The 15330-nt window shown below is 71.9% G+C and carries 16 protein-coding genes; 6 read left to right on the forward strand and 10 right to left on the reverse strand.

What is annotated here, in order from left to right:
• The first annotated feature begins 276 nt into the window (after positions 1-276).
• The 3 genes from ACGFIS_RS19500 (at position 277) to ACGFIS_RS19510 (ending at position 3290) form a co-directional block, all read left to right on the forward strand.
• On the forward strand, positions 277-1677 hold the full coding sequence (locus ACGFIS_RS19500; RefSeq protein WP_392971957.1) for an erythromycin esterase family protein: 1401 nt from the start codon (positions 277-279) through the stop codon (positions 1675-1677).
• Between the two features lie 44 nt (positions 1678-1721).
• Positions 1722-2510, forward strand: coding sequence for a DUF427 domain-containing protein (locus ACGFIS_RS19505; RefSeq protein WP_392971959.1), 789 nt, complete (start codon positions 1722-1724; stop codon positions 2508-2510).
• 75 nt (positions 2511-2585) lie between these two features.
• Positions 2586-3290 (forward strand): Crp/Fnr family transcriptional regulator, encoded by a 705-nt coding sequence (locus tag ACGFIS_RS19510; RefSeq protein ID WP_392908115.1) that lies wholly within the window; start codon positions 2586-2588, stop codon positions 3288-3290.
• 16 nt (positions 3291-3306) lie between these two features.
• On the opposite strand, the gene ACGFIS_RS19515 is transcribed toward ACGFIS_RS19510, so the two are convergent.
• Both ACGFIS_RS19515 and ACGFIS_RS19520 read right to left on the reverse strand, forming a co-directional pair.
• The gene (locus tag ACGFIS_RS19515; protein WP_392971961.1) at positions 3307-4518 is read right to left on the reverse strand and encodes an RNA polymerase sigma factor; all 1212 of its coding nucleotides are present in this window, start codon (positions 4516-4518) and stop codon (positions 3307-3309) included.
• A 2-nt stretch (positions 4519-4520) separates the two neighbouring features.
• Positions 4521-4859: a YciI family protein gene (locus ACGFIS_RS19520; protein ID WP_392908111.1), complete on the reverse strand. Its 339-nt coding sequence runs from the start codon at positions 4857-4859 to the stop codon at positions 4521-4523.
• 115 nt (positions 4860-4974) lie between these two features.
• Between ACGFIS_RS19520 and ACGFIS_RS19525 the strand changes: the two genes are divergently transcribed.
• A complete protein-coding gene (locus ACGFIS_RS19525) occupies positions 4975-5532 on the forward strand; it encodes a TetR/AcrR family transcriptional regulator (protein WP_392971963.1) in 558 nt (185 codons plus the stop codon).
• A gap of 23 nt (positions 5533-5555) precedes the next feature.
• Here ACGFIS_RS19525 and ACGFIS_RS19530 read toward each other — a convergent pair whose 3' ends face one another.
• From ACGFIS_RS19530 to ACGFIS_RS19550, 5 genes are all read right to left on the reverse strand, one after another.
• Positions 5556-7238, reverse strand: coding sequence for a cytochrome bc complex cytochrome b subunit (locus ACGFIS_RS19530; RefSeq protein WP_392971965.1), 1683 nt, complete (start codon positions 7236-7238; stop codon positions 5556-5558).
• A gap of 230 nt (positions 7239-7468) precedes the next feature.
• Positions 7469-8110, reverse strand: a complete 642-nt coding sequence (locus ACGFIS_RS19535) for a hypothetical protein (protein ID WP_392908105.1) — start codon at positions 8108-8110, stop codon at positions 7469-7471.
• A 163-nt stretch (positions 8111-8273) separates the two neighbouring features.
• Positions 8274-9887 carry an alpha-amylase family protein gene (locus ACGFIS_RS19540; protein WP_392971967.1) on the reverse strand — a complete coding sequence of 538 codons (1614 nt, stop codon included), beginning with the start codon at positions 9885-9887 and terminating at the stop codon, positions 8274-8276.
• Between the two features lie 162 nt (positions 9888-10049).
• Complete coding sequence (gene nrfD, locus ACGFIS_RS19545) at positions 10050-11093, reverse strand: NrfD/PsrC family molybdoenzyme membrane anchor subunit (protein ID WP_392908101.1); 1044 nt, start codon at positions 11091-11093, stop codon at positions 10050-10052.
• Complete coding sequence (locus ACGFIS_RS19550) at positions 11090-11908, reverse strand: 4Fe-4S dicluster domain-containing protein (RefSeq protein ID WP_392908274.1); 819 nt, start codon at positions 11906-11908, stop codon at positions 11090-11092. Before ACGFIS_RS19550 ends, nrfD begins: the two co-directional genes overlap by 4 nt.
• Before the next feature lie 186 nt (positions 11909-12094).
• Here ACGFIS_RS19550 and ACGFIS_RS19555 point away from each other — a divergent pair, with 186 nt between their 5' ends.
• Positions 12095-12496: a PaaI family thioesterase gene (locus ACGFIS_RS19555; RefSeq protein WP_392908098.1), complete on the forward strand. Its 402-nt coding sequence runs from the start codon at positions 12095-12097 to the stop codon at positions 12494-12496.
• A 17-nt stretch (positions 12497-12513) separates the two neighbouring features.
• Here ACGFIS_RS19555 and ACGFIS_RS19560 read toward each other — a convergent pair whose 3' ends face one another.
• Complete coding sequence (locus ACGFIS_RS19560; protein ID WP_392908096.1) at positions 12514-13656, reverse strand: acyl-CoA dehydrogenase family protein; 1143 nt, start codon at positions 13654-13656, stop codon at positions 12514-12516.
• An 86-nt stretch (positions 13657-13742) separates the two neighbouring features.
• Between ACGFIS_RS19560 and ACGFIS_RS19565 the strand changes: the two genes are divergently transcribed.
• Complete coding sequence (locus tag ACGFIS_RS19565) at positions 13743-14378, forward strand: TetR/AcrR family transcriptional regulator (RefSeq protein WP_392908094.1); 636 nt, start codon at positions 13743-13745, stop codon at positions 14376-14378.
• Here the strand turns inward: ACGFIS_RS19565 and ACGFIS_RS19570 are convergent.
• Together ACGFIS_RS19570 and ACGFIS_RS19575 are read right to left on the reverse strand one after the other, a co-directional pair.
• A complete protein-coding gene (locus ACGFIS_RS19570) occupies positions 14375-14974 on the reverse strand; it encodes an ATP/GTP-binding protein (protein ID WP_392908092.1) in 600 nt (199 codons plus the stop codon). The two genes, ACGFIS_RS19565 and ACGFIS_RS19570, sit on opposite strands and share 4 nt — an antisense overlap.
• Positions 14955-15329: a DUF742 domain-containing protein gene (locus tag ACGFIS_RS19575; protein WP_392908090.1), complete on the reverse strand. Its 375-nt coding sequence runs from the start codon at positions 15327-15329 to the stop codon at positions 14955-14957. Before ACGFIS_RS19575 ends, ACGFIS_RS19570 begins: the two co-directional genes overlap by 20 nt.
• Between the last annotated feature and the right edge of the window lies 1 nt (position 15330).

The raw sequence follows: 15330 nt of genomic DNA on the forward strand, positions 1-15330 counted from the left end.
CCCATTCCCGTGGGAGGCCGGATGGGACGGCGTGCCAATAAATGGTGCGAATTACGCTTTTCGGACGACATATGGCCGGCGGCGCTGTGCGCCGCGCCGGTCGGGTGCCGGAGGGAAGGCCGGTCGCATCGATGCCCGGAACCTGGGAAGGGCGTGGGGAGGAAGACGACAAAGGGGGATCGTCGATATGCCGCGCCCAGAAAGTCACAAGTACGACATCAAACGCGCGAAGAGCGGACGGGGCGAAGGCCCGGAGGGCGAGCGGAGGGGATCGCAGTGAGCCCTGGAGCCGTCCCTGGAGCCGTCCCTGGAGCGGGCCCTGGCGCAGGCTCTGGAGCGGGCCCGGCCCCGAGCGACGCCGAGGACGTGCACGGGGCGGCGCTGCCGCTGGAGTACGAGGAGGACCTCGGCCCGCTTCTGGACCGGATCGGGGACGCCCGCTGCGTGCTGATCGGCGAGGCCAGCCACGGAACGCACGAGTACTACGGGTGGCGGGCGGCGCTGACCAGGCGGCTGATCGCCGAGCGCGGGTTCTCGTTCGTCGCGGTCGAGGGGGACTGGCCGGACTGCCGCAGGGTCGGGCGCAGCGTGACGCTGGCGCCGGGTTCGCCCGAGGATCCGCGGGACGCCCTGGACGCCTACGAGCGGTGGCCGACCTGGATGTGGGCCAACCAGGAGACCGTCAAGTTCTGCCGCTGGCTGCGCGACCACAACGCGGGTCTGCCGCCGGGCCGACGCGCCGGCTTCTACGGGCTGGACGTCTACAGCCTGTGGGAGTCGCTCCGGGCGGTCGTCGACTACCTGGCGGAGCAACGTCCGGAGTATCTGGAGGCGGCGCTGGAGGCCTACCGCTGCTTCGAGCCGTACGGGGAGGACCCGGAGGCGTACGGGTGGAACACCGCGCTCGTCCCGGACGGGTGCCAGGACGAGATCCTGGCCCTGCTGACCAGGCTGCGCCGGCCCGTGACCCACGGCGACACCCGTGACCCCGTGGAGGAGTTCGACGCCCGGCAGAACGCCGAGGTCACGGCCGGGGCCGAGCGGTACTACCGCGCCATGATCAATGGCGGCCCGGAGTCGTGGAACATCCGGGACGTCCACATGGCCGACACCCTCGACCGGCTCATGGAGTTCCACGGGGGCGGGGCGCTCCCCGGGGACGGGACCGGCAAGGCGGTGGTGTGGGCGCACAACTCGCACATCGGCGACGCGCGGGCGACCGACATGGCCGCCGCCGGGATGGTCAGCCTCGGCCAGCTCGCCAGAGAGCGGCACGCCGATCGGCCGGGCCGGGAGGGGGTCGTGCTGATCGGGTTCGCCGGCGGTCACGGCGAGGTGATCGCGGCCCCGCGCTGGGGTGCCCAGATGGAGAACATGCACGTCCCGCCGCCGGTGCACGGGTCGCTGGAGGCGGTGCTTGCGGAGTCGGAGCTGCACCGCGGGATGTTCATCGTGCCGCCCGAGCCGGACAAGCCCGACTTCCTCACCCGGACGCTCGGGCACCGTGCGATCGGCGTGGTGTACGACCCGGACCGCGACCGGCGCCAGTACGTCCCGACGAGGCTCGCCGACCGGTACGACGCCCTGTGCTGGTTCCGGATGACGTCCGCTCTGGAGCCGCTGCACCGTGAGGCGGCGCGCCGTGGTGAGCTTGAGACGCTGCCGACGGGAGTATGAGCCGGCGGGGCACGAGGAGCCAACGGGAGCGTTAGGAGCACGGCATGTCGCTGACCATGCGGCCGGGACCGCTCGCCGGTTCGCCGGGAGACGAGGTCAATTTCAGCCTCGACGGGCCGAAGCACAGATTGTTCATGCACGGCTTCCCGCGCCGGGTCCGTGCCCGGTTCGCGGGCGAGACCGTCCTGGACACCGAGCGCGGACGGCTCCTGCACGAGACGGGGCTGCTGCCCGTCCTGTACGTCCCGGAGGAGGACGTGCGGACCGATCTGCTGGAGCAGACCGCCCACTCGACCTATTGCCCGTTCAAAGGCGACGCCGCGTACTGGACGGTCCGAGTCGGCGGCCGGGCGGCGGAGAACGCGGTGTGGGCCTATCCGGAGCCGAAGCCGGAGTCGGAGTGGCTGCGCGGGCTCATGGCGTTCTACTGGGGCCGGATGGACGCCTGGTTCGACGAGGACGAGGAGGTCCGCGGGCATCTGCGCGACCCGTTCCACCGCGTCGACGCCCGCGCCTCGTCCCGCCGTGTCCGGGTGCTGCTGGACGGGGAGGTCGTCGCCGAGACCGAGCGGCCGAAGGTGCTGTCGGAGACCGGGCTGCCCAACCGCTTCTACATCCCCGCCGGCGACGTCCGCCTCGGCCTGCTCAGCGAGAGCACGAAGCGGACCGTCTGCCCGTACAAGGGCGAGGCGACGTACTGGTCGCTGGACGGCGCGGAGGACGCCGCGTGGTCCTACGAGGATCCGCTGGAGGCCACCGTCAAGGTCGGCGGCCACCTGTGCTTCGACCATGAGGCCCTCACGATCGAGACCGAGCCGCCGCCGGGCACATGACTTCCGGTTTACTGTTCAGGTGACTGCGGGCATGTCAAGGATTCAGTGAGCACGCCGGAGGCAAGGAGGAGGCTGGTGGCACCCTACGCGGCGACCTCTCCGCGCCCGGAATTCTGGGCCGCGCTCGACGCCGCGCAGCAGTCCGCGCTGCGCGCCGCCGGGCGTCCCCGCCAGTTCCCGGTGAAATCGCCCCTGGTGTACCAGGGCGACGAGTCCGACCACGTGATCATCATCGAGCGGGGCTGGGCGAAGGTGACCTCGTCGACCGAGGACGGCCACAACGTGGTGCTGGCGGTCCGGGGCCCCGGCGACCTGCTCGCCGAGAGCGCGGTGCTCGGCGGCCGGACCCGGTCGGCGACGGTCACCGCGCTGTCGCCGATCCGCGCCCTGGTGGTGCCCGCCGCCCGCTTCACCGGCTTCCTGGACGACCATCCGAACGTGTGGATGCTGGTGACCGGGACCTTCGTCCAGCGCATCGACGCCATGGACCGGCGCCTGAAGGCCCACGTGACCAGCCGGGGCACCCGGCGCCTTGCGATGCTGCTCGCCGAACTCGCGGAACGGTCCGTCCACTACGCTCCGCCCGCGCCGGACGGGTCGATCGAGATCGGGCCGCCGCTGTCGCAGGAGGAGCTGGGCAGCTGGATGGACGCGTCCCGCGAGACGGTCGCGCGCGCCCTGAACGGCCTGCGCCGCGAGGGCCTGATCCGCACCGGCTGGCGCAAGATCACCGTCATGGACCTGCCAGGCCTGCGCGAGTACGCCAAGGAGAACGACTAGCCGCGATCAGCCGCGGCTAGCCCCAGGTGAGGCGTTCTTCCAGGAGGGCCTGCTGGGCGCGGTTGGCGGTCAGGCGCAGGGCGCGCGCGTCGGACTCGCGGGCCTCGCCGGGACGGCCGAGGTCGCGCAGCAGCTCGGCCCGGGCGGCGTGGTAGAGGTGATGGCAGTCCAGGTCGCCGGCGAGCGCGTCGAGCTCGGACATGGCGGCGGACGGCCCCGCGTGGTGGTGCAGCGCGACGGCCCGGTGCAGCCGCGTCACCGGGGACGGGGCGAGCCGCAGCAGCATGTCGTACAGCACGACGATCTGGTGCCAGTCGGTGTCGTCCCAGGTGGGGGCGTCGGCGTGGCAGGCGACGATGGCGGCCTGAAGCTGGTAGGGGCCGGGCCTGCCCTTGCGGGCGGCGCGGGCCAGCAGGGCGGTGGCGTCGTCGATGGCGGCGTGGTCCCAGCGTGACCGGTCCTGGTCGCGCAGCAGGACGAGGCGGCCGGCGGCGTCGAAACGCGCCGCGGCGCGTGCCTGGTGGAGCCGGATCAGCGCCAGCAGGCCGGTGGCCTCCGGGTCGGCGGGGACCAGCCACGCCAGCAGTGCGGCCAGCCATTCGGCGTCGTCGGCGAGGTGGCGTTCCTGGTCGGGGGTGCTCGACAGGTAGCCCTCGTTGAACAGCAGGTAGATGACCGTGAGGACCTCGGCGAGCCGCTCGGGCATCTCGGCGTCGCGGGGGATCCGGTAGGGGATCCCCGCGTCGGAGATCTTGCGTTTGGCCCGGGTGATGCGCCGGGCCACCGTCGGCTCCGGGACGAGGAACGCGGCGGCGATCTGCGCGGTGGTGAGCCCGCACACGACCCGCAGGGTGAGCGCGATCTGGGCGGTGCGCGGCAGCGCCGGATGGCAGCAGGTGAAGATCAGCCGGAGCCGGTCGTCGGGTTCGTGCGGCGGGGACCAGTCCAGCATCGCCAGCTTGTCGCGGTAGCGCGCCTGGCGGCGGAGCACGTCGAGGCCCCGCCTGCGGGCGACGGTGAACAGCCAGGCGTCCGGACGGTCGGGGATGCCCTCGGCCGGCCAGCGTTCGAGCGCGACGCACACCGCGTCCTGGACGACGTCCTCCGCCAGGGAGAAGTCGCCGAGGACCCGGACCAGGGCCCCGGCGAGCCGGCCCGAGTGCTCGCGCACCACGCGGGCCAGTTCGGCCGCGGCCTCCTTCTCCGGGACGCTCCGCTCGCCGCGCATGGTCACAGCGCGGGACGGATCTCGACGATCGGGCAGGACGGCCAGGCCTTCGCGATGGCGAGCGCCTCGTCCAAATCCGCGACCTCGACCTCGACGTAGCCGCTGACGACCTCCTTGCCCTCCACGAACGGCCCGTCGGTCACGACCGGGTCGCCTCCGCCGAGCCGGACCGTGGTCGCGGTCTCGCGGCTCTGAAGCCTCGTCCTGTGCACGATCTGCGCCGAGTGGTCGGCCAGCCACTTCTCGACCTTGCCGAAAAGCTCCTGCCGCTCGTCCTCGGGCCTGGCCTCCCAGTCCTTGGCGTACTCCTCGTTCTCCACGAACATCAGCACATACCTCATGTGCGTCACCTCCTGCCCTTGAGACGATCGGCGGCTTCGCCGATCCGACACCGCAGTACATCAATTCTCCGCGACCCGGCCATGAACTTGTCAATGGCAAGATAGGATCGCGGTCATGAGCGGCGACACCTACCATCACGGCAATCTGCGGCGGGCGATCATCGATGCGGCCGTCGGGGCGATCGCCGAATCCGGCCCGGCCGCCTGGAGCCTGCGCGAGCTGGCGCGCCGCGCCGGGGTCTCGCACGCCGCGCCCGCCCACCACTTCGGCGACCGGGCGGGAGTGCTGACCGCCGTCGCCGCCGAGGGCTACACCCGGTTCGCGGACGCTCTCGAAGCCGCCGGCGACGACCTGCACGAGGTGGGCCTCGCCTACATCCGCTTCGCCGTCGACCACCGGCCCTACTTCGAGGTGATCTTCAGGCCGGAGCTGTACCGGCCGGACGACCCCGAGGTGGCCGCCGCCCGCGACCGCGCCGGCCGGGTCCTCACCGCGGGCGTCCGCGGCGCCGCACCGGGCCGCCCGGACGACGACCGGACGGCCCCGATCGCCGCCTGGTCGATCGTCCACGGCTTCGCGCACCTCTGGCTGAGCGGCGCCCTGCCCGCCGAACTCGGCGACGACCCCGTGGCCGCCGCCCGCCCGGTCATCCGCCACCTCTTCGACCGCTGACCCGGCCCGGCGTCCGGCCCGGGTCAGCGTGACGGCACGGACTCCGACTCGGAGCCGGTGATCTCGCGCCGGTCCCCGTCGCCCTCGGCCGGGGGACGCACGGGGACGACGGCCAGGTCCGCCCTGAACCGGCGGTTCAGGGAGGCGCGCACCCGGCGCAAGGCGCTGCGGGCGCGCGGGCTCTCGATGCCGTCGACCGGCGGCGGGACGTCCAGGTCGGCGGCGGCCGCCGGGCGCGGATCGGTGATCGCGGCGATCGCCTCATCGGGCAGGGGCCGCTCGACCTCGCTGAACCCGCCGTCCGGGGACTGGCGGATGATGCCGGTCTCCAGCCCGTGCCGGACGAGGCCGAGGTCGCGGCGCTGCAGGCCGAGGCAGATGCGGTAGGCGACGACGTAGCCCAGCACCGGCCCGAGGATGATCAGGCCGCGGAAGAACCAGGTCGTCCAGAACAGCGGGATGTCGAACCGCTCGGCGAGGATGTCGTTGCCGCCCGCGAGCCAGAGCGTCCCGTAGAAGATCACGCCGCCGACCCCGATGCCGGTGCGGGCGGGGACGTCGCGGGGACGGTCGAGCAGGTGGTGGATCTGGTCGTCGCCGGTCACCCAGCGTTCGATGAACGGGTAGAGGGCGAGACCGGTGAACAGCACGCCCGGGACCACCAGCGCCGGGACGACGACGCTCATCGTGACCGTGTGGCCCCACGCGCTGATCTCCCAGGCCGGCATGATCCGCAGCGCGCCCTCCAGCCAGCCCATGTACCAGTCGGGCTGCGATCCGGAGCTGATCGCGCCCGGGTCGTACGGGCCGAACAGCCATACGGGGTTGATCTGTATGAACGCCGCGAGGAGCGTCGACACCCCCAGCACCCACAGGAACAGCGCCGTGGTCTTGGCGATGAAGACGGGGAAGAACGGGTAGCCGTACTGCGCCTTGTTGGAGCTGCCCTTCCCGGGGAACTGGGTGTGCGTCTGCCGCCACGTCAGCACGATCGCGTGCAGCGGGATCAGCGCCGCCAGGATGCCGGGGATCAGCAGTACGTGGACGACGTACAGCCGCGGGACGATGTCGGTCCCGGGGAACTCCCCGCCGAACACGAACATCACCGCGTACGAGCCGACCAGCGGGATCGACGCGAGGACGCCCTCCAGGATGCGGAGGCCCGTGCCCGACAGCAGGTCGTCCGGCAGGGAGTAGCCGAACAGGCCGTTCAGCATGACGAGCATGAACATGGCGATGCCGATCAGCCAGTTCAGCTCCCGCGGCTTGCGGAACGAGCCGGTGAAGAAGTGGCGCAGCAGGTGGACGAGGATCGCCGCCATGAAGATGAGCGTCGACCAGTGGTGCAGCTGCCGGACGAGCAGCCCGCCCCGCACATCGAAGCTGATCTTGAGGGTGGAGGCGTACGCCTCGCTCATCTCCACGCCCTGCAGCCTGGTGTAGGAGCCGTCGTAGATGACCTCCTGCATGCTCGGCTTGTAGAACAGCGTGAGGAACACCCCGGTCAGCAGAATGATCACGAACGAGTACATCGCGATCTCGCCGACCAGGAAGCTCCACTGGTCCGGGAACGCCTTGCGCATGGCCCTGCGGGCGAATCCGGTCGAGCCGAACCGCTCGTCGAGGGCCCGCGCCGTCGCGTCCACGGACTTCGGCGCCCTGCGCTCGCCCGGCCGTCCTCCGCCGGCCGTCCGACTCCCCGCCATCGTCAACGTCCTCTCGTCGCACGTCGTCGCCGCGCGACTGCACATGCCGAACGACCGCGCATGTCGCGCTTGTGCGCATAAGACCGATCCAGTGCGGCGAGATGTGACATCACGCGGATGTGGACCCCGTCACACCCGGGAGTCCGGCGGGCGGGATCCAGAAGGCGGGGTTCAGCAGGCGGGGGTTCAGAAGGCCGGGGGTTCAGAAGGCGCGGTTCAGCAGGCCGGGTTCAGCAGGCCGGGACGGCCAGGCGGCTGCGGCGCCGATAGCGGGGACGCCAGCTCGTCCGGTAGAAGAGCCGGATCGGCGGCGGCAGGAGGTGCAGCACCGCGCGGCGGGTGGCCTCCGGGGCGTCGTCCAGCAGCCACGGCAGGAAGACGCCGAGTCCCCGGATGCCGAGCTCGCGGCGGAACTCGACGTCGAACGTGCCCCACTCGAACGCGGTCAGGGTCCCGGAGATCAGCGGGAGGACCTCCGACTCCTTGAAGGCCAGGAGCGTATCCACGGACGTGTGAAGCTCCTGCGCGTACCGGGCGAACATGAGCCGGTCACGGTGCTCCAGCGCGGCGTCCAGGGCGTCGATCAGCGAGACGACCCGTATCGCCTGGAACGCCATGGAGTCGAGGACGATCCCGAGCCGCCCCGGGGCGCCGGCGTCCTTGGCGTACATCACCGACCAGAGGGCGCTCTTCTCCGTGATGTCCTGGACGCGCCAGTGGAACCGGAACAGGGACCAGGTGTTCGCGACCGCCGGGGCCGCCGGCGTGCCGCCCAGGTCGGCCGCGGCCTCGATCCGGGCCGCGTCGCGGCGGAACGCGTCGTACGCGGCGTGCAGCATCGTCAGGTCGAACCGCCTTGGTTCGCAGCCCATGGCGCCTCCAAGCTCTCCGCCGGTGCCGCCGGACCGGGCACCCACACAGAAAGATGGATCGAAGTCCCCGAACGTGACGTGATCCGGAGACCGACCTTTGTGATCTGCCCCACGCCGCGCCCGATAATCGGGGCGGCGCGGGGCGGTGCCTGCCCGGGAGGGGCTAACTCCAGGTGTCGTTCCCGGTACGGAACGACGTGCCGGTGGTGGAGCCGCGGTTCGCGCCTGAGGAGGCCGTCGGGGTCGCGCCGGACATGGCGTCCGCGTGGACGGCGACCGCGCCGCGCGCCGGGATGGTCACGGTCGCGGTGCCGCCGGACACGGTGACGGCCGTGCCCGCGCAGCCGCCCGGCCCGGCCCCGCCGGTGATGACGTCGCAGTAGACGCCGTCCGCGAGCCCGGTCGGGTAGGACGCGGTGGACGGCCCGGACGAGTCGTTGAGGCCGATCCAGCCCCTCGACCCGCGGCGGAACCCGATGACGCCGCTCGCCGTCGCCGTGAAGTCGGACACGGTCGTGGCGGACGCGGTCGCGTTGCGCCAGCCGACCATGCCCTTGATCCCGATCGACTGGGTGATGCACTGCCAGCCGCTTGAGCAGTCCGTGCCGGTGACGAAGCCGCGCGAGTCGGCGGGCGGTGACTGCCCCCGGGACGACCAGGCGAACCCGTCGAAGATGGCCGGTTTCCCGTACGGGTAGGCCAGCAGGAAGTAGTTGGCCAGGGTGTAGTCGGAGCCGTTCTTGTAGCTGAGCGTCGAGCCGTCCCGCTCCGTGTCGTGGTTGGTGATCATGGCGTAGGTCTGCGAGCCGTCGGCGTCCAGCGACCAGGAGGGGATGCCAGACAGGTTCGCCAGCGTGCCGTCCTGGAACTGGGTCTTGAGGCCCATCGCGTAGGCGAAGCCGAGCACGTCGCCGTTCCGGGTGAACGCGGCCGCCTTCAGATCGGGGTTGGACGCCCCCGGGAAGATCTCCTGTGCGATGTAGGGCGGCCTGCCCTCGGCGGTCGTGGTGTTCAGCGCGCCCTTGACGGCGGCGAAGTCGTCCTGGTCGATGTGCTTGGCGGCGTCGATGCGGAACCCGTCCACGCCGAGCCCGATCAGGTCGTTGAGGTACCCGGCGATCTTCCCGCGGACGTGGCCGGACTGCGTCTTCAGGTCCGACAGCGACACCAGTTCGCAGTTCTGCACCTCGGACTTGTCGTTCCAGTCGTCGATGCCCGCGTCGTCGTCGTGGCAGTACCCGTCGTTCGCGTGGTGGAAGTCGCCGTGGCCGTAGGGGACGGCCGGGTAGGAGAATCCGGCCGGGTCGAACGCCGAGCCGCCGTAGGTGGTGTTCACCGTGTTGTTGTGGCCGGCCATGTGGTTGATGACGGCGTCGACGTAGACGCGGACGCCGGCGTCGTGGCAGGCGGCGACCATGGCGGAGAACTCGGCGCGCGTGCCGAGCCGGCTGGTCAGGCCGTAGGAGACGGGCTGGTAGACCTCCCACCACGGGTGGGCGCCGTCGCCGGTGCTCGCGAGGCTGACCGACTCGGCGGGCGGTGCGACCTGGACGGCCGCGTACCCGGCCGGCCCGAGATGGCCGGTGCACGCCTCCGCGACCGACGGCCAGTTCCATTCCCAGAGGTTGGCGGTCACGTCACCGGTGTTGAGCGATGCGGCGGAGGAAGGGGTGGCGCCGGCGTCGCCGGGGAGCAGGGCGGCGGATGCCGGCCCGCCGAGGACGAGGGCTCCTGCGGCGAGCAGGGACAGGCGGCGGGGGACTCTGGCGCGTTGCATGGGGGCGAACTCCTGTCACAGGGCGCCCGGGTGCCGGCGGTGTGGGCGCCTGAGGGGTGGGGGACGGCCGTCCGCGATGCACCGTGAGAATGCTCTCTTCTTGCAGCAAGGTCAAGAGCTTGCGCAAAATTTCAATGGAGTTTCAGAAAGTCGGCAATCGAGTCAGTCGCGGTCCGACACGGGTGTGGCGAGACGTTCCCGCTGGGGAACGACCGTGTACTTGGGGTCCCGGGCCGACTGGATCCCGGCGTGGAAGACACCGAAACGCGTACAGGCCGAGCCCGCCAGGAGCGCCGCCCCGCTGAGCGCCGCCACCGCGCGGCTGCGCCCGCCGAGCAGGGCGCCCCCGGCGGCGCCCGCGGCCGACAGGATCTCTCCCGCGCGCACCAACCTGCCGGCCCTGCCCTCCTTGTACGGCTCGGCGACCACGCCGGCTCGACGCTCCATCACCTTCGCCGCAGCCAGTTCGAGGGCCGTGCCGAGCACCGCCGCACTGCGCATCGGCGCCGTCTCGCGGACCGGGGAGGTGATCAGCGCCATCCCGGACGCGGCGGCCGCGGACGAGCCCACGAACACCATCGGCAGCTCGCGGTGGACGTCGTGCCAGGCGGGCACGGCCGTGTCGGCGGCCAGTGCCGCGGTGTAGGCGGCGACGGCCGGTCCCAGTGCGGCGGCGCCCGCCGTCGCGGTCCCGCCGAGGCGCGGGAACAGCCCGGTCACGTCCAGGACGGCCGCCGCGCCCGCGGCCGGCCCGTAGGCCGCCAGCAGCCAGGAGCCCATGCTCATCGGCGAGGTGGGCTTCATGACGCGCAGCATGTTGGCGAACCGGGCGGGCCGCCCGAGATCGTGGATCAGCGCGGCCGTGGACCCGCCGATGGCCAGCAGCGACGAGACCTTCAGCGCCCGTGCGGCGCCGGGACGCCCGGTGAGCTGCGCGCCGGCGGCCAGCACCGAACCGGCGCCGGCCAGCCCGCCGAGGAAGAAGTACCCGGCGATGTCGTAGGCCTTCCAGACGGGCGGGTTCAGGATGGGCAGGCCGTAGTAGGAGGTGAACTCCGCCTCCGGCACCATCGCCTTCTCGCCCCGGCGCTTGCGGCGCCTCCCGTCCCGGCCGGGCAGGCCCTTGCCGATCTCCGCCTCGCGGCCCGGCCGCTGCCCGCGCATGCCCTCCTTGCCGACACCGCTTTCGTCGCGAGGGTCGCTCATCGCCCGCCTCCGTTGCGGCCGTGGACGGTGAAGACGGCGGCGAGACCGCCGAGCAGCGTGGCGGCCGCCACGCCCGCGTGCTTCCAGATGGACGGCAGGTCGCGGGTGGTGACGACGGGGTCCGGCGGCAGCCCGTACACCTCCGGCTCGTCCAGGAGGAGGAAGAACGCGCCGTCGCCGCCGACGCCGTCGTCCGGGTCGTGCCCGTACAGGCGCGCGTCCTCCACGCCGATGTCGTGGAGCTGCTCGACGCGCAGGGCGGCGCGCTCGCGCAACTCGTCGAGCGGCCCGTACTGGATGGAGTCCGTCGGGCACGCCTTGGCGCACGCCGGTTCCTGCCCCACGCCGATCCGGTCGTAGCACATCGTGCACTTCCAGGCCCGGCCGTCGTCCTTGCGCTGGTCGATGACGCCGTAGGGGCAGGCGGGAATGCAGTAGCCGCACCCGTTGCAGATGTCCTCCTGGACGACGACGGTGCCGAACTCCGTGCGGAACAGCGAACCGGTCGGGCAGACGTCCAGGCAGGCGGCGTGCGTGCAGTGCTTGCACACGTCGGACGCCATCAGCCAGCGCATGTCCGTGGCACCGCCGCCCGTGGCGCCGCCGTGGTCGACGCCGGCCTCGGCGTTCCCCATGGGCTTGTCCTGCTCGATGAACGCGACGTGCCGCCAGGTGTCGGCGCCGAGGCCCTGCGTGTTGTCGTAGGACATGCCGGTGAACTCCAGGCCGTCCTCGGGAATGGCGTTCCATTCCTTGCAGGCCACCTCGCACGCCTTGCAGCCGATGCAGACGGACGTGTCGGTGAAGAAGCCCATCCTGGGGGGCGGGTCGGTGTAGCCCGCGTTCGCCGCGACATCGGGCTCCGCCCCCGCCAGCAGGTTCCGTCCGACCAGGCTGCTCATTCCGCGACCTCCATATCCCGGGGCGCTGGCCACCTTCCCGGGCAGCCGGGCTCTACACCCTCGTTGACGCCGATTTCGGGGGCTGGATAGCTTCTGGGGATGACGGTTGAACGGGTCGGTTACGCGGGTCCGCTGGACAAGACGCTCGGTCTCCTGGTGGTCGAGGCGTCCGAACAGGAGGTCGTGGCCGAACTGGAGGTCACCGACAAGCTCATGCAGGCGTACGGCATCGTCCACGGCGGTGTGTACTGCGCGATCACCGAGACGGTGTGCAGCATGGGTGCCGCGCTCACGGTCGGGCTCGGCAGCCAGGTCGTCGGCGTCAGCAACCACACCCGGTTCATCCGGGCCGTGCGCGAGGGCCGGCTGACCGCCCGCGCCCGTCCGGTCGACCGGGTGGACGACCATGTGACCTGGCAGTCGACGATCACCGACGAGAAGGGCCGCGTGGTCGCCGAGGGCACGGTCAACCTGCTGAAGCTCACCCCGCCCGAAGGCTGAGGGGGACTCGCGGCCGGTCAGCGGGCCAGATGGCGCGAGATCACCAGCCGCTGGATCTGGTTGGTGCCCTCGAAGATCTGCATCACCTTCGCCTCGCGCATGAACCGCTCGGCGGGGAAGTCGCGGGTGTAGCCGGCGCCGCCGAGGACCTGGACGGCGTCCGTGGTCACCTTCATCGCGTTGTCGGTGGCGACCAGCTTGGCGATCGACGCCTCCCGGCCGTAGGGGCGGCCCGCGTCCTTCAGGCGCGCCGCCGACAGGTACGTCGCGCGGGCCGACTCGACGGCGGCGGCCATGTCGGCCAGCACGAACGCCAGGCCCTGGTGGTCGATGATCGCCTTGCCGAACGCCTCGCGCTCCTTGGCGTAGGCGACGGCGGTGTCGAGCGCGCCCTGGGAGAGCCCGGTGGCGACCGCGGCGATGCCGAGGCGGCCGGCGTCGAGACCCGCGAGCGCGATCGACAGGCCCTGGCCCTCGCCGCCGATCAGGTTGCCGGCCGGGACGCGCGCGTCCTCGAAGCGGACGGTCGCGGTCGTCGACCCCATCAGGCCCATCTTGTCCTCGGGCTCGTCGAACTCCAGCCCGGCCGTGCCCGCGGGGACGTGGAAGCACGAGATGCCGCGGGCGCCGTCGTCGGACGTGCGGGCCATGACGGTGTAGAAGTCGGCCTTGCCGCCGTGGGTCGTCCACGCCTTGGCGCCGTTCAGGACGTAGGAGTCGCCGTCCCGGACGGCCCTGGCCCGCATCGCCGCCGGATCGGACCCGGCGTGCGCCTCCGACAGGCAGTACGCGCCGAGGCGCTCGCCGGACAGCATGTCCGGGAGCCACCGGGCGCGCTGCCCGTCCGTCCCGTAGGCGAACAGCGGGAAGCACGACAGCGCGTGGACGCTGACGCCGACGCCGACGCTCGCCCACGCCGCGCCGATCTCCTCAAGGACCTGGAGGTAGATCTCATACGGCTGGCCGCCGCCGCCGAACTCCTCCGGGTACGGCAGCGTGAGCAGCCCCGCCCGGCCCAGCGTCGCGAACACCTCGCGGGGGAACGTCCCGGTGCGCTCGGCGCCGGCGGCCCGCGGCTCCAGCTCCTTCGCCGCGATCTCGCGGGTGAGTGCGATGAGGTCCTCGGACTCGGGTGTGGGCAGGTGCCGGGTGGCGGGCATGGGCGGACTCCTTTCGGCACGCTCACCGTACCAACGGCAGTACTGGCGAACCGATTCTGGTACTGCGTTTTGGTACCGTCTCGGGCATGACCTCGCTGGACGGCGCCCGCGCCACGCCCGCCGCACGGGCCTCCCGCGCCATGCGGCGGCGCGACGTACTCGTCGGCCGCCTCATCGACGTCTTCCTCGACCGCGGCTTCGCCGAGCTGAGCGTCGCGGAGCTGGCCGCCGCCCTGCGCTGCTCGAAGAGCACCCTCTACTCCGTCGCGGCGAGCCGGGAGCAGATCATCGTGACCGTCGTCCGCGCGTTCTTCCGCCGCGCCACCGAGCGGGTGGAGGCCGCCCTCGACGCGGTCACGCGGGCGGGCGCCGACCCGCGCGACCGCGTCGGCGCCTACCTGCGTGCGATCTCCGGCGAACTGGCGCCCGCGTCGCCCGCCTTCTTCGCCGACCTGGACGCCTTCGCCCCCGCCCGCGAGATCTACAAGCGGAACACCGGGTTCGCCGTCCGGCGCGTGCAGGGACTCGTCCGCGAGGCGGCGCCCGGCACCGGCGCCGGGACCGACGCCGCGTTCGTCGGCGCCGTCGCGGGCCAGGTCATGGAGTCCATCCACCGCGGCGAGATCAAGGCGCAGACCGGCCTGGACGACTCCGCCGCCTACGCCGCGCTCGCGTCCCTGATCGTCGCCCGGATGGCCGCCGGCCAGACCGCGCCGGGCTAGACCTTCGACGCCTGCAGCGCGTGCTCGACGAGCGCGACGAGCGCGCCCTTCGCCATGACGGGGTCGCGCACGTCGCAGAGCATGACGGGGACCTCGGGGTCGACGTCGAGGGCGTCGCGGATCTCCTCGACGGTGTAGGCGCGGGCGCCGTCGAACCTGTTCGCGGCGATGACGAACGGGATCTCCCGCTGCTCGAAGAAGTCGATGGACGCGAAGCTCGTGGTGAGCCGGCGGGTGTCGACCAGGACGATCGCGCCGATCGCGCCGTAGGCGATCTGGTCCCACATGAACCAGAACCGCTCCTGTCCGGGCGTCCCGAACAGGTACAGCCGGACACCGCCGGAGAACGTCAGCCGGCCGAAGTCCATGGCGACGGTCGTGGTCGTCTTGCCTTCCACGCCGCCGAGGTCGTCCACGCCGACGGAGGCGTCGGTGAGCGTCTCCTCCGTGCGCAGCGGGTGGACCTCGCTCACCGTGCCGACCAGCGTCGTCTTGCCGACGCCGAAGCCGCCGGCCACCAGGACCTTCAGCGTGTGCAGAGGGATGTCGTCGTCCGCGTCTCGCGGCGGGACGGTCTTAGAGGCGGCGAAGTTCATCGAGCACTCTCATCAGTATGCGGGGGTCGGGGCGTTCGGACGGCCGGTCCTGGTCCGACTCCTCGATCAGGCCGTATTCGCGCAGATCCGCCAGCAGGATCTGCACCACCCGGAACGGCAGGTCGGCCTTCGAGGCCAGGTCGGCGGGGGTGGACGGCCGCCCGCACATCTCAAGGAGCATCCGGTGCTCACGGGACAGCCACACCCGGTCGCCCGGGGTCCGCCCGGTCGCGACGAGGATCGCCACCAGGTCGACGACGGGACCGCGGGCGCGAGTGCGCCCGCGGGTGACCGCGTACGGCCGGACGACCGGGCCGGCGTCCCGCCCGATCCAGCGCTCTCTCGGAGTCTCCACC

This window comes from Spirillospora sp. NPDC048824 (genome assembly GCF_043198455.1).
In the GTDB taxonomy this organism is placed as follows: domain Bacteria; phylum Actinomycetota; class Actinomycetes; order Streptosporangiales; family Streptosporangiaceae; genus Spirillospora.